The 12,853-nt window shown below is 61.7% G+C and carries 10 protein-coding genes and 1 pseudogene; 6 read left to right on the top strand and 5 right to left on the bottom strand.

Going from position 1 to position 12,853, the window contains the following annotated elements; genetic code table 11:
• Positions 1 to 245: 245 nt before the first annotated feature.
• Positions 246 to 1,295, bottom strand: a complete 1,050-nt coding sequence (moaA, locus tag ASD00_RS21095) for a GTP 3',8-cyclase MoaA (RefSeq protein WP_025427252.1) — start codon at positions 1,293 to 1,295, stop codon at positions 246 to 248.
• Between the two features lie 148 nt (positions 1,296 to 1,443).
• Between moaA and ASD00_RS21090 the strand changes: the two genes are divergently transcribed.
• Positions 1,444 to 1,818 (top strand): DUF971 domain-containing protein, encoded by a 375-nt coding sequence (locus ASD00_RS21090; RefSeq protein WP_057208701.1) that lies wholly within the window; start codon positions 1,444 to 1,446, stop codon positions 1,816 to 1,818.
• 24 nt (positions 1,819 to 1,842) lie between these two features.
• Positions 1,843 to 3,662 (top strand): annotated as a pseudogene (locus tag ASD00_RS21085) (monovalent cation:proton antiporter-2 (CPA2) family protein).
• Between the two features lie 26 nt (positions 3,663 to 3,688).
• Here ASD00_RS21085 and ASD00_RS21080 read toward each other — a convergent pair.
• On the bottom strand, positions 3,689 to 4,174 hold the full coding sequence (locus ASD00_RS21080; RefSeq protein ID WP_025427249.1) for a MarR family transcriptional regulator: 486 nt from the start codon (positions 4,172 to 4,174) through the stop codon (positions 3,689 to 3,691).
• 47 nt (positions 4,175 to 4,221) lie between these two features.
• Between ASD00_RS21080 and ASD00_RS21075 the strand changes: the two genes are divergently transcribed.
• The 3 genes from ASD00_RS21075 (at position 4,222) to ASD00_RS21065 (ending at position 6,822) form a co-directional block, all read left to right on the top strand.
• Positions 4,222 to 5,130, top strand: a complete 909-nt coding sequence (locus tag ASD00_RS21075; protein WP_025427248.1) for an alpha/beta fold hydrolase — start codon at positions 4,222 to 4,224, stop codon at positions 5,128 to 5,130.
• 212 nt (positions 5,131 to 5,342) lie between these two features.
• Positions 5,343 to 5,951: a pyridoxamine 5'-phosphate oxidase family protein gene (locus ASD00_RS21070; protein WP_025427247.1), complete on the top strand. Its 609-nt coding sequence runs from the start codon at positions 5,343 to 5,345 to the stop codon at positions 5,949 to 5,951.
• A 64-nt stretch (positions 5,952 to 6,015) separates the two neighbouring features.
• Positions 6,016 to 6,822 carry a M15 family metallopeptidase gene (locus ASD00_RS21065; protein WP_038576151.1) on the top strand — a complete coding sequence of 269 codons (807 nt, stop codon included), beginning with the start codon at positions 6,016 to 6,018 and terminating at the stop codon, positions 6,820 to 6,822.
• A 33-nt stretch (positions 6,823 to 6,855) separates the two neighbouring features.
• On the opposite strand, the gene ASD00_RS21060 is transcribed toward ASD00_RS21065, so the two are convergent.
• The 3 genes from ASD00_RS21060 to fumC form a co-directional block, all read right to left on the bottom strand.
• Complete coding sequence (locus tag ASD00_RS21060) at positions 6,856 to 7,500, bottom strand: L,D-transpeptidase (RefSeq protein ID WP_025427245.1); 645 nt, start codon at positions 7,498 to 7,500, stop codon at positions 6,856 to 6,858.
• A 175-nt stretch (positions 7,501 to 7,675) separates the two neighbouring features.
• Entirely contained in the window at positions 7,676 to 8,746 is a 1,071-nt protein-coding gene (locus ASD00_RS21055) for a GGDEF domain-containing protein (RefSeq protein ID WP_025427244.1), read from the bottom strand.
• A 189-nt stretch (positions 8,747 to 8,935) separates the two neighbouring features.
• Positions 8,936 to 10,357: a class II fumarate hydratase gene (gene fumC, locus ASD00_RS21050; protein ID WP_107027596.1), complete on the bottom strand. Its 1,422-nt coding sequence runs from the start codon at positions 10,355 to 10,357 to the stop codon at positions 8,936 to 8,938.
• Between the two features lie 503 nt (positions 10,358 to 10,860).
• On the opposite strand from fumC, the gene ASD00_RS21045 reads away from it, so the two are divergent.
• On the top strand, positions 10,861 to 12,756 hold the full coding sequence (locus ASD00_RS21045; RefSeq protein ID WP_025427242.1) for a murein L,D-transpeptidase: 1,896 nt from the start codon (positions 10,861 to 10,863) through the stop codon (positions 12,754 to 12,756).
• Positions 12,757 to 12,853 lie beyond the last annotated feature (97 nt).

Here is a 12,853-nt window from a genome sequence, read left to right as displayed (position 1 = left end):
GCCCCTCACCCTAATCCTCTCCCCGCAGACGGGGAGAGGGCACGTGCCACGCGACAGGTTTTCGACTGCTTCGGCTCGTTTACGGCGCCATTCCCAACATGTCGATCGCGCATCCTTGCCCGACTCACTTCGTAGCGGTTGACCTTTGTCCGGCCCGCCGCGCAGGCTCAAGGCTCAAGGCTCAAGGGAGGCGAGAGCGCTGCCACGCGTGCTCTTCTCCCCGCTGGCGGGGAGAAGAGGGCGGATCAGCCGCCGGTGACGCTCATGTGGCGGGCAACGGCCGGGCGGTTGTGCTCACGATCGATGATGAAGTCGTGGCCCTTCGGCTTGCGGCCGATTGCCTCGTCGATCACCTGGCCGAGATACACGTCGTCGTCCGAGGCCCGCAGTGCTGTGCGCAGGTCGGCGGCGTCATTCTGGCCGAGGCACATGTAAAGCGTGCCGGTGCAGGTCAGCCGGACGCGATTGCAGCTTTCGCAGAAATTATGGGTCATCGGCGTGATGAGGCCGAGCCGGCCGCCGGTTTCGGCGACCTCGACATAACGGGCCGGTCCGCCGGTCTTGTAGGCGATGTCGGACAGCGTGAACTGCTGCTCAAGCTGCCGGCGCATTTCCGACAGCGGCATGTAGTGATCGGTGCGATCTTCCTCGATCTCGCCCATCGGCATGGTTTCGATCAATGTCAGGTCCATGTCGCGACCGTGCGCCCAGCGCATCAGGTCGGGGATCTCGGCGTCGTTGAAGCCTTTCAGCGCAACGGCATTGATCTTGACCTTGATGCCGGCGGCTTGGGCCGCGTCGATGCCTTCGATGACCTTGCCGAGATCGCCCCAGCGGGTGATCTGGTGGAATTTCGCGGGATCGAGCGTGTCGAGCGAGACGTTGATGCGGCGCACGCCGCAATCGGCCAGTTCCGCGGCGTGTTTCGCAAGTTGCGAACCGTTGGTCGTCAGCGTCAGCTCATCAAGGCGCCCGGCCTCGATCTCGCGGCCGAGTTCGCGCACCAGAAACATGATGTTCTTGCGTACCAGCGGTTCGCCGCCGGTCAACCGCAGCTTGCGCACACCCTTGGCGATAAAGGCGGAACAGAGCCGGTGAAGTTCTTCCAGCGTCAGAAGATCCTTCTTCGGCAGGAAGGTCATGTGTTCCGCCATGCAATAGGTGCAGCGGAAATCGCAACGATCGGTAACGGACACGCGCAGATAGGTGATCGCCCGGCCGAACGGATCGATCATCGGGGCGGTTCTGTCCTCAAGCGGCCTTGCGCCGGCTTTCACTATCGCTGCTGTGTTCAAATGTCTTTCTCCCAGCCCCTTCAATGTCGCCAGCAAACGTGGTCGCGTCAAGGCGCATCCTGTCGCAAAGTGTTGATTGGAAAAGCCGGGTAATTCTCCACGGGCGATTCTTCAGTTAAGCGTGAGCTTGAAAACAGGAGCAGACATCATGAGCGAAATCTGGCCGACGGAACTGCGTGTATCGAAAGATCGCCACCGCCTCGTCGTCGCCTTCAATGACGGCGCAACCTTCGACCTTTCGGCGGAGATGATGCGGGTGCTTTCGCCGTCTGCCGAGGTGCAGGGGCATGGACCGGGTCAGCGGGTGACCGTGCCGGGCAAGCGCAACGTCCAGATCATCTCGGTGCAGCCGACCGGAAACTACGCCGTGCGGATCGGCTTCGACGATTTTCACGATACCGGCATCTTTACCTGGACCTATCTCCGCGAGCTGGGCGAGGAGGGCGAGGAGCTTTTTGCGGCTTACGAGCAGGAACTCGCCGACAAGGGCATGTCGCGCGACAAGACCGAAAAGCCACGCTGAACCATCTGAAAAGGAGAGGGTCTATTGGCCGAAGCATCTGATGCGAATGACCTGATGCAGGTGGTCGTGCTGTTGACCGCCGGTGTCGTTGCCGTGCCGCTGTTCAAGCGCATCGGGCTCGGGTCGGTGCTCGGCTATCTCATTGCTGGATTGGTGATCGGCCCGTTCGGCCTGCGCTTCTTCACCGAGCCGCAGGCGATCCTCCATGTGGCCGAACTCGGCGTCGTGATGTTCCTGTTCATCATCGGGCTGGAAATGCAGCCGTCGAAGCTCTGGAGCATGCGCAAGGATATCTTTGGCCTTGGCGCGGCACAGGTGCTCGCCTGCATTGCCGGCCTGACCGGTGTCGGGTTAGAGCTCGGCTTTGCGCCCATTCCCTCCTTCATCGCCGGCACCGGCTTCGTGCTGACCTCGACGGCGATCGTCATGCAGATGCTGCAGGAGCGAAACGAGATTTCGACGCTGAAGGGCCAGCGCATGATCGCGATCCTCCTGTTCGAGGATCTGGCAATCGTGCCGCTGCTGGTGCTCGTGACCCTGCTTGGCAGCAGCGGGGCTGCGAGCGAGCCGTCGGAGCGCTGGATGGCGATCGGCATTGCTTTTGCAGCGCTTGTGGCGCTGGTGATCGCCGGTCGTTACCTGTTGAACCCGCTGTTCCGGCTGTTGGCAGCCGCGGGCGCACGCGAGGTGATGACCGCAGCGGCGCTGCTTGTGGTCCTCGGTTCGGCGCTGGCGATGCAGCAGAGCGGCCTGTCGATGGCGATGGGTGCCTTCCTTGCCGGCGTGCTGCTTTCTGAGTCTGCATTCCGCCACCAGCTCGAAGCCGATATCGAGCCGTTTCGCGGCATCCTGCTCGGCCTGTTCTTCCTTGGTGCCGGCATGGCGATCGACCTGTCGGTGATCGCCGCCAACTGGCAGGTCGTTGTGATTTCCGTGCTCGCCTATATGGCGCTGAAGGGCGTGCTGATCTATGCGGTCGCGCGGCTGCTGCGTGCCTGCCACAGCGAAAGTCTGGAGCGGGCGGTGCTGATGGCGCAGGGCGGCGAATTCGCCTTCGTGCACTATGCCGCCGCCGTCTCGGCCGGCATCATCGATGCCGAAGCCAATGCGACGCTAACGGCGACGATCATCCTGTCGATGATGCTGACCCCGATCGCGATCTTCATCCATGGCCGTCTCGCCAAACCCGAGCCGCCGAAGACTGACGATCTGGAAGTGCCTGAGAATGTCGAAGGCACGGTGCTGATGATCGGCTTCGGCCGTTTCGGCCAGATCGTCAGCCAGCCGTTGCTGGCGCGCGGTTACAAGCTCTCGCTGATCGACAAGGATGCGGACTTCGTGCGCGACGCTTCGAACTTCGGCTTCCGGTCTTTTACGGCGATGGATCCCGCAGCGATATCCTGCACGCGGCAGGCGCAGCCACCGCAAGGGCAATCCTCATCTGCGTCGACGACAAGGCGGCGGCGATCAAGATCGCCCACACCGCCAAGGAGGAGTTTCCGCTGGTGCCCGTGCTGGCGCGCGCGTTCGACCGCGGTCATGCCATCGACCTCCTGCACGCCGGGGTGGACTTCGAGATCCGCGAGACGTTCGAATCGGCGCTCGCTTTTGGCACTGAAGTGCTGAATGTTCTGGGCGAGGATGCTGAAACAGCTGCGGATGTGATCGAAGAGTTCCGCGACCTCGACAAGGAGCGCTTTGCGCTCGAAACCATCGGCGGCATCTATGCCGGGCGACAGCTGATCCGAGGCAACGCGCAGCCGTCCGACATTATCGCCTCGCGAACCGCGCGCGAGCGGGCGGAAGCGGAAGCCCGCGAGGCACAGGAAGGCTCAGCCAGCTAAAGACTGGCTCGTGCCCGGTCCGGCAGTCAGGCGAGTTCGTTCTCGTCCCTGAGCAGAACGGCGATGAGCCGCTCCATGGATTGTGCCACGACCATGCAGTCCTCGAGCGGTGCGCCCTCCATCGACTTTTCGATGAGGCCGGTCTGAACCTCCATGGCCTCTTCCGTCAGCGTGCGCCCGGTGGGTGTCAGCGACAGCCGAAGCACGCGCTTGTCCTTGTCGTCGCCGCGGCGCTCGATCAGCCCGCGTTTTTCCAGCTGCGGCAGCAGCATGCTCATGTTGGACCGCCCCACCAGCAGCTTGCGGGCAAGCTCCTGCTGCGAGATCCCGTCAAAGCGATAGAGGTTGATCAGGATGTCGAGATGAGGCGGCTTGATGTCGAGATGCGCGAGCGAGCGCGTCATCGTCTGCTGCATCAACTGACAGGCGCGCGCGACTGCAATCCAGCTACGAAAACGCGGGTGGTCCCAGGGGAAATGATGCTGTTCGTTCATCACTTGCTTTTTGTTCATCGTTGTACAATAATGTTCAGCATCGAACATATCAAGAGATTCTCACTATGGCATCCTTTGCGATCAAGGTCATCCGCCATGCGCTTGCCGGCGTGTCGGTCATTTCTCCCGAGGCCGCCGGCCGGCTCGCCTTCAAACTGTTCAGTGTTACGCCCGGCCGCAAGCCGAAGAGCGCCAAGGAACGCGCGGCCCTTGCCGCTGCCGTCCCGGTGATCGCCAAGGGCGAGCCGGTGACGCTTTCCTATGCCGGCGGGTGGGTCCTAGCACGGCATTTCGCGAGCCCGCGCAATGCCGCCAACGCCAAGCGCGTGCTGCTGGTTCACGGCTGGGGATCGCGCAGCGATTATCTCGCCACCATGATCGAAGGGCTGGTTGCCAGCGGAGCCGAGGTGGTAACACTTGACTGGCCCGGGCATGGCGCCTCGCCGGGGCGGACGCTGACGATGCCGGCCGCCGTCAGGGCGATCGATGCCGCCTGGCGGCATTTCGGGGGCTTTGACGTCAGCGTCGGCCATTCCTTCGGAGGCGCCAGCCTTGCCTGTGCGGCCGGTGGTCTCGTTTGCGACGTGCCTAGTCATGTCGCAAAAAAGCTTGTCCTGATCGGTGCACCGAGCGAGATGACCTGGCTTTTCAAGGGCTTCGGAAAAGTTCTTCGCCTTTCACCCAAAACCCAGGGCGCCTTCGAAGGCGTCGTCGAACGCCTGTCCGGCCGCCGGCTGGAGGATTTCGATGCGGCCAGGATCCTTGAGGTGCGGGCCGTTCCGACATTGATCATCCATGCGGAAGATGACAAGGAGGTTTCGGCCGACCATGCGCGCCGCTATGCGGCGGCCGGACCCAATGTCGAGCTTCACTGGGCGAATGGCTACGGCCATCGCCGCATCGTATCGGCAAGCCCGGTGATCGACAGGATCAATGCTTTCGTCCATGCCGAGGATCGAAAGGCTGCTGCCTGACCGAAGGCTGGTCGCGCATCCGCGTTCTCGCGTCCGATACGGCTTCGGAAGATTTCGCTGATGCCGTCATATGCCCGTCATGCTATCCGTCGAAAGGATCACTTCGACCGCGGTGTTACCGTCTTTCGCGAGGCGAGCGCCGCTGCTGATATTGAGTTGGCTGCATGAAGCCGGATAACGGTTTGGGCATCATGCATTTGCGGGAGGACGGCATGTCGATCATCACCTCGGTCGAGGAATTGAACGCGCTTTACGGCGGCGTCAGCGAGGCATCGGTGGCAAAGGTCACCAAAGTGCTGACCGCAGAGTACCGGCAGATGATCGAGGCATCTCCCTTTGCCGCACTTGCGACCGTAGGTCCCGAAGGGCTCGACTGTTCTCCGCGCGGCGACGACGAATGCGTTGTCCGGGTCGCCGACGACAAGACGGTTCTGATGCCCGACTGGCGCGGCAACAACCGCGTCGATTCGCTCGCCAACATCGTGCGCGACCCGCGCGTGGCGCTGATGTTCCTGGTGCCTGGATCCAACACCACCATGCGCATCAACGGCACCGCCGTTGTCAGCATCGATCCGGCGCTGACTGACTCCTTCGAGATCGATGGCAGGAACCCGCGCAGCGTCCTCGTCGTCACCATCGGCGAGGTCTATTTCCAGTGCGCCCGCGCCTTGATGCGATCGCAGATCTGGAATCCTGAGCGCTTCATCGATCCCGCGACGCTTCCGACGCCCGGTGCGTTGCTGAAGGCCGCCAAGGCCGATTTCGATCGGGATACCTATGACCGCGAATGGCCGGAGCGCGCAGCCCAGACCATGTGGTAGGCTGAACGGCCGAGCGGGTTTGCGAACGACCGCGGAGCCGACGCAAGCCAGAGATGGAAACGTGATGCGACGTGGATCTATAAGCGCGTGTCTTGGTGCCGCCGTTCTGCTTGTCTCGGCCTGTGTCAGCAGAGGCTTGGCGGCCGAGCCGACGCTCAGCGAAAAGCTCGAACTGCTCGCCAGGGCCTATCCGGAGGCGGTCGCCGAGGTCGGCCAAGACACGCTGACCCTGCGCGATGGCGGCCCGGCGCTGCCGATCGATGATGGCAGGCAGAAGAGCCACGCCGAAAAGCTCGCATCCGGCGATATCGAGGACAGTCTTTCGCAGATCTATCCGCTTGGTCCCTGTGCCAAGCCGCCGGGTGTGGATTTCGATCCGGGCCGCATCCGCAGCGAAGCCTTGATGAAACGTCTTTATGGGGGCAGTGCTGCGGGCGTCAGGCGCGATCTTGTCGTGGTTGACTGGTTCGGCGAGCGCCTGAGCGTCACCAGCAGGCACGGTGTGGCCAAGGCGTTGCAGGCGGTCGGGCGCGAGCTTGCCTCACGACCAAAGCTGAAGCGGTATCTCGTGCCCAGTGCCGGGACCTTCAACTGGCGCAACATTGCCGGCGCGCACACGCTCTCGGTGCACAGTTTTGGCGCGGCGATCGATCTCAACACCGGCTTTGCCGACTACTGGCGCTGGGCGGGCGGAGGCAAGAGCGGCGCGGCGCCCTACCGCAACCGCTATCCGCTGGAGATCGTCGAGGTCTTCGAGAAGCATGGTTTCATCTGGGGCGGCCGCTGGTATCATTTCGACACCATGCATTTCGAGTACCGGCCGGAACTGATCGCCATTGCAAGACAGGCGGGTGCCTCCGCCTGTCGATAGGCTGAGTGTGGACGCCTTGCCTTGACTGGTCGGTCAGTCGCGAACGACCACAGTCGTGCCGAGCTGGACATTGGCATAAAGGTGCTCGACATCCTCGTTGGCCATGCGGATGCAGCCTGATGACATCGCCTTGCCGATCGACAGCGGCTGGTTGGTCCCGTGAATGCGGTAGATCGTCGAGCCGAGATACATGGCGCGGGCACCGAGCGGATTGTCGATGCCGCCCTCCATGCTGGCGGGCAGCACCTTGCCCTTCTTGGCTTCACGAACGCGCATGTCCTCGGGCGGCACCCAGGTGGGCCATTCGGCCTTGCGGCTCACGGTGTTGGTTCCGGTCCACAGAAACCCCTTCCGCCCAACGCTGACGGCGTATTTGACTGCGATGCCGCGGCCGACGACGTGGTAGAGGCGACGCTCGGAATTGTCGATGATGATGGTGCCGGGAGCGGCGGTCTCAGGGAAGGCGACGAGTTCTCGCGCGATCGGTGACTGGCTGATGTCGCCGCGCTTGGCCTTATAGCTGGCGCCGCCTTGCGACAGGACCTGAAGCCAACCGGTCTTGGCGGCGTTGCTGTCGAGGGAGGCGACGGTGATCTGACCCTGTGCCTTTTCGCCGGCAATTGCGGCTGATCCTGTCATCAAGACGATCGCGGTGACGGCTGCAAAAATGCGCTTCATGTCGGTTCTCCCCCTCGGATTGTGGGAACCGATCGTGCTTTCCGTAGCCGTTGGTCCCTGTTGCAACTGTTCTAGCGATTGCAATCAGGCCTGGCTGTTTCCAAGGGAACGAGAGTGCTGACATGAAAATGGCGCCCGATGGACGCCATTTTCATGAAGGGTATCTCGGACGTTGCTAACGTCGGTAGATCAGCCAGTTGCGGCCGGATTCCTTGCGCATGCCGTCTTCGAACAGCATCGTCTTGTTGCGGCCGGCATTCTTGGCGGAATAGAGCGCGATATCCGCCTTGTTGTAGAGATCGACGGCATCCTCCGCGGCGGTCGCCATGCAGACGCCGACCGACAGGGTGATCGGGCCATAATTGACGCCGGTCTTGGAATTTCTAAAGGGCGTGCCGGCCAGTACGGTGCGAATGCGATCGGCGACCTGCAGGCATTCTTCCTGGCTGCTGTCTTTGAGTATGACCGCGAACTCCTCTCCGCCGGTGCGGGCGACAAAGGCGTCGCGGCGGACATTGGCGCGGATGACGCTGCCGACCGTCGCCAGGATCTTGTCGCCGACCGGATGGCCGAACGTGTCGTTCACCTTCTTGAAGTGGTCGATATCGGCAACCAGCAGGCCGGTGAAGTTCTTCTCATGATCGTTGTTGTAGACGGCGGCGAGATTGTCGTCGAAGGCACGGCGGTTGGCGAGCCGCGTCAGCGAATCCGTATTGGCGATCCGCTTGTATTCGTCGAGTTCCTGGCGGATGACCTCCATCTCGAAGGACTTCTGCACCACGGTCTGCACGCGCTCCTTGCCCTGGCTCATCGTGTCGGCGGTCGCCTCGGTGAGGATACCGATGGCGTGGCGCAGGATGTCGGCGCTGGACGCGCTCTTGCTCGTTATGTTGACATAGGCTTCGTCGAGAACCTTGTTGTAAGTCTCGAGCGCATATTGCTCGTCCTTCAACAGGTTGACCAGTTCGGTCAGCTTGGCCGCAAGGCTGGTGTGGGCGCGCTCGATACCGGTCGAGCGATGGATATGGCTGAAATATTGTGCGCCGATCGCGTCGAGTTCCTCCTGGGTCGCGCGGCTGCCGAGAGCTGCGAGTTCCTTGGACAATTGCGGATTCGAACCGAGGTAGGCTTCGTAATAAAGCTCGTAATTGCGCGGTATCGGCGACACGCCCATCATGCGCATCGCATGAGTTACTTGTGCTGCGATATCCGGAGCTTGCGTTTTTCCAGAGGTGGCCGTTTGCATTCGCAAACCCCCAATATTACTCATTGCTTACAGGTACTGATTTTTAGGGGCAAATGATTTGCGAAGTCTTAATGATTGCTTCTGCGAATGAAGACAATTCGACTTAACGCAGACAATGCAATGTCCCGTCGATCCGGGCGAGGGCCGAGCCGCGACGCGGATTAAGGCGCCGCGGCAGGGGTATACGGATCAGGCCGGGCTGATCATCGTTTCCGGACGCACGATGGCGTCGAACTCTTCGTTGGTGACGTAACCGCCGCCGACGGCTTCTTCGCGCAGTGTCGTGCCGTTCTTGTGGGCGGTCTTAGCGATCTTGGCCGCGTTGTCGTAGCCGATCTTCGGCGCCAGCGCCGTCACCAGCATCAGCGAGCGGTCGAGCGCTGCCTTGATGTTGTCTTCGCGGGCCTCGATGCCGACGACGCAGTTGTCGGTGAAGGAGATCGCGGCATCGGCGAGCAACTGTACCGACTGCAGGAAGTTATAGGCCATCAGCGGGTTGAAGACGTTGAGCTCGAAATGGCCCTGGCTGCCGGCAAAGGTCAGTGCGGCGTTGTTGCCGAACACCTGGACGCAGACCTGTGTGAGCGCTTCGCACTGGGTCGGGTTGACCTTGCCCGGCATGATCGACGAACCCGGTTCGTTTTCCGGCAGCGAGAGCTCGCCGAGGCCCGAGCGCGGGCCGGAGCCGAGGAAGCGAATGTCGTTGGCAATCTTGAAGAGGGCAGCTGCTGCGGCGTTGATAGCGCCGTGGCTGAAGACCATCGAATCGTGGGCGGCAAGCGCTTCGAACTTGTTCGGTGCCGTGGTGAAGGCAATGCCGGTGATCTTGGCGATTTCTTCCGCGACCTTCTCGGCAAAGCCGATGGGTGCATTGAGGCCGGTACCCACAGCGGTACCGCCCTGCGCGAGCTCGCAAAGGCCGGGCAGGGTCAACTCGATGCGCTTGATCGAGGACGCGACCTGGGCGGCATAACCGGAGAATTCCTGGCCGAGCGTCAGCGGGGTTGCGTCCTGGGTGTGGGTGCGGCCGATCTTGATGATGTGATCGAACGCCTTGACCTTGGCTTCGAGCGCCTCGTGCAGGTGCTTTAGCGCCGGCAGCAGATCATGGATCACCCGCTCCGCGCAGGCGATGTGCATCGCCGTCGGATAGGTATCGTTGGACGATTGGCTCATGTTGACGTGGTCGTTCGGATGCACCGGCGTCTTCGAGCCCATGACGCCGCCGAGCATTTCGATTGCGCGGTTCGAGATGACCTCGTTGGCGTTCATGTTCGACTGGGTGCCGGAGCCTGTTTGCCAGACAACCAACGGGAAGTGGTCATTGAGCTTGCCGTCGATGACTTCCTGCGAGGCCTTGACGATGGCATCGGCAATGGTTGCATCCAGGCGACCGAGCGCCATGTTGGTGCGGGCCGCGGCCTGCTTGACGATGCCGAGCGCGCTGACGATTGCGACCGGCTGTTTTTCCCAGCCGATCTTGAAGTTGCCGAGGGAACGCTCGGCCTGGGCGCCCCAATAGCGGTCGTTTGCCACTTGGATGGGGCCGAACGTATCTGTTTCCGTGCGCGTCGATGTCATCGTGATCCCTGCCTTCGTCATGCGGTTCATGAAGTCTGGGCGAGGGGACGCGGTCGCAACCGGCTGTCCCTTCCCCAAGGTGCCGGGCCTCTCTCTGCCCCGGCTGGCAAGGCTTGTAAAGAGGTGGCCCCGGAGCTGGCAATGCTACAATCGTTTGAAAGGCGGGCGTGCGACAAAGAGCGGCCTTTGCAGTCGTGCAGCGGCTGATTCGCGTGCGCGCGGCGAACCCGGATTCCTTGTGGCGTTTCAGCCACATTCGTTGCCTTCCTTTAAGGCTCGCATTGCTCGCCTTGCCGTGCGGGCCGGGTGGCAACGACACTAATGTCGATGCAAATCAAATTTTTACGCCCCCTCGAACGTCCTGGAAATCAAGCGGTTTTTTTACCACGCAGAGGTGTTTTCATGCACGTTCGGGGAGGCGCGTTTCCTTTTCATTCACCATCCTTTTCTATAAGTTTTAGAGCACGAGGGCGTGGCGAGAATCTGGCTAAAGCCGAGTTCGGCGACAACGCGATACGGGGACGTAGTTTCACATGAGAATTTTCAAGACGGCAGCGATCGTAGCGCTCATGAGCAGCTGTTCGATTGCAACCTTCGATGTGCGGCCGGCTGCGGCCATCACGTTGATGGACCTTATCCGCGGCGGCAGACAGAAGACGCCGAAGCAGGAGATGCAGTCCGGCCAGCCGCTGCCCGGTGTCGGTTCCATGGGGCAGCCGCAGCAGAGGACGGTCTCCACGCCGCTGCCGAAGGTGACCGGCCCTCGCTATTATACCTACAAGGCGGAACCTCTGCGCCGGGTCGATACCGGTAGGCTGCTCGATCCGGTCGTCACCGGTTCTGTGCGCAACGAAGCGCTGCCGCCAATGCTGCGTGCGGCGCTCACCGATGCCCGTCAATTCATGCCTGACGTTGAGGTTCGCACGACCTCGAATGTGGCAAAAGCCATCGAGACCCATTACGGCTCGCGTTCTGATTTCGTCTGGATCGACGGCACCGGTGTCAACGCGCGCGCAAAGGGGGCGATTGCCGTTCTTGCCGATGCAGCAAAGGTCGGTCTCGATCCGCAGGATTATGCCGTTCAGGTGCCTGCTGATGAATTCGACCGCGGCGATATGATCGCGCGCGAAAAGGAACTTGTTCAGTTCGAAATCGCGCTGTCGGCGGCAACGCTTTCCTATGTCGAGGACACGGTGCGTGGCCGCATCGATCCCAACAAGATCTCCGGCTATCACGATTTCAAGCGCAAGACCGTCGATCTCTCAGCCTTCCTCGATAGGATGTCGGCAAGCTCCGATGTTGCCACGCTGCTCAACGATCAGAACCCGAAGAGCGAACAATTCGCTGCATTGTCGGTTGAACTCGAGCGCCTTCGTGCAGAGAAGAGCGTGGAACAGCGTGTCGAGATCGCGCCGGGCACGCTCCTGAAGCCGGGCCAAAGCAATCCGGAACTTGCCAACATCGTCGCCGGGATCCGCATCAAGGGTTCCGAGACGCTGAAGTCGGATCACGCCGCAGTGCTCGCGGCCTATCAAGGAACCCCTGAGTACACGCCTGAGCTGGTTCTGCTCGTCGAAGCGTTCCAGAAGGAGAATGGCCTGAAGGCCGATGGCGTCGTCGGTCAGGCGTCGCTGCGACTCCTGACCGGTGGCGACACCGTGGCAAGCAAGATCAACAAGCTCGAAGTCGCGATGGAACAGGCGCGCTGGCTTCCCGATGGGCTCGGCAACCGCTACGTCTTCATCAACCAGCCGGCCTTTACCGCGTCCTATAGCGACAATGGCGCCGAGCAGTTTTCGATGCGCGTCGTCGTCGGTTCAAAGGCGAACCAGACCTATTTCTTCCAGGATGAGATTCAGACCGTCGAGGTCAATCCATACTGGGGCGTGCCGCAGTCGATCATCATCAACGAGATGCTGCCGAAGCTGCGCAACGACCCTGGTTATCTCGATCGGATGGGCTATCAGGTTGAGATAGGCGGGCGCTCAGTGCCGTCGTCTTCCGTCAACTGGACCGGATCGACCGCCTCGGTTGCCGTGCGCCAGCCGCCGAGCAGCGACAACGCGCTTGGCGAACTGAAGATCCTGTTCCCGAATGCGCATGCCATCTACATGCACGACACGCCGTCGAAGAGCTTCTTCAAGCGTGACCAGCGCGCACTCAGCCACGGTTGCGTGCGGCTCGCCGATCCGCGCCGGATGGCAGCGGCCGTGCTTGGCACCAGCGTCGAGGATGTCGGCAAGGAAATCGGCGGCGGCAGCAACAAGGCGTTGCAGGTGCCGCAGAAGGTTCCTGTTTACGTCGCCTATTTTACCGCCTGGCCGAACAAGGACGGTGTCATCGAGTATTTCGACGACGTGTATGAGCGCGACATGTACGTGAACCGCGCCCTCGACGCCACCCGCGACGCTCGCCGGGCCGAGGGGTAAGTCCCAATTAGGCGATGGCGCCACTCGCACTGGCACCGTGTTCGACGACAGAATTTCAGACCCCGTGGAGCTTCTCCATGGGGTTTTTCGTTTAGGT

The organism is Ensifer sp. Root31 (genome assembly GCF_001424825.1).
Lineage (GTDB): Bacteria > Pseudomonadota > Alphaproteobacteria > Rhizobiales > Rhizobiaceae > Ensifer > Ensifer canadensis.
This window is presented reverse-complemented; position numbering and strand designations above follow the sequence as displayed.

Bases quoted from the DNA above. Each gene is read 5' to 3' on its own strand.
- ASD00_RS21090 (WP_057208701.1), top strand. From the start codon at position 1,444: ATGAGCGAAATCTGGCCGACGGAACTGCGTGTATCGAAAGATCGCCAC.
- ASD00_RS21075 (WP_025427248.1), top strand. From the start codon at position 4,222: ATGGCATCCTTTGCGATCAAGGTCATCCGCCATGCGCTTGCCGGCGTG.
- ASD00_RS21055 (WP_025427244.1), bottom strand. From the start codon at position 8,746: ATGCAAACGGCCACCTCTGGAAAAACGCAAGCTCCGGATATCGCAGCA.
- ASD00_RS21080 (WP_025427249.1), bottom strand. From the start codon at position 4,174: ATGAACAAAAAGCAAGTGATGAACGAACAGCATCATTTCCCCTGGGAC.
- ASD00_RS21045 (WP_025427242.1), top strand. From the start codon at position 10,861: ATGAGAATTTTCAAGACGGCAGCGATCGTAGCGCTCATGAGCAGCTGT.
- ASD00_RS21065 (WP_038576151.1), top strand. From the start codon at position 6,016: ATGCGACGTGGATCTATAAGCGCGTGTCTTGGTGCCGCCGTTCTGCTT.
- ASD00_RS21070 (WP_025427247.1), top strand. From the start codon at position 5,343: ATGTCGATCATCACCTCGGTCGAGGAATTGAACGCGCTTTACGGCGGC.
- fumC (WP_107027596.1), bottom strand. From the start codon at position 10,357: ATGAACCGCATGACGAAGGCAGGGATCACGATGACATCGACGCGCACG.
- ASD00_RS21060 (WP_025427245.1), bottom strand. From the start codon at position 7,500: ATGAAGCGCATTTTTGCAGCCGTCACCGCGATCGTCTTGATGACAGGA.